This is a genomic window from Blautia sp. CAG:237, from assembly GCF_000436615.1.
Lineage (GTDB): Bacteria > Bacillota > Clostridia > Lachnospirales > Lachnospiraceae > Blautia_A > Blautia_A intestinihominis.
In genome coordinates, this window is sequence record NZ_FR886740.1 from 32,177 (window position 1) to 32,597 (window position 421).

Below are 421 nucleotides of genomic sequence, written 5' to 3' on the forward strand. Positions count from 1 at the left end.
CCCTATATTTCACTTAGTGAAGAACCGGAGGAAACGGATGAGCTGGAAGGTTCCTGGTGGGAAAATCCTGAAAATATCATCATTGACCAGGAAAGCACGAGGAGCCTTGAACAGGAGATCCACCGGACATTAAGTCCAATGGAAAATAAGGTGCTGGAGTATTATCTTAAGGGTTATGGTTACATCCAGATCGCAAAGATTATGGGAAAAACACCCAAGTCGATCGATAATGCACTTCAGAGGATAAGAGGCAAGATACGAAACTTTTCCCTTTCTTTTTGGGACAAAAAATAGTATAATTATTCTAATCTTTGTGACAAAGAACAAACTGTTATATGAAAGGAGCAGAGTATTATGGCAAAATTAAACAAATATTGGGGATTTGTTGCAGTCGGAGCCGTAGCAGCCGCAGCGGCAGGAG

At 41.3% G+C, this 421-nt stretch carries 1 protein-coding gene; it reads left to right on the forward strand.

Annotated elements, in window-relative coordinates:
* On the forward strand, positions 1-294 hold a 294-nt coding region (locus QZL69_RS08015), incomplete at its 5' end, for a sigma factor-like helix-turn-helix DNA-binding protein (RefSeq protein ID WP_291518956.1).
* Between the last annotated feature and the right edge of the window lie 127 nt (positions 295-421).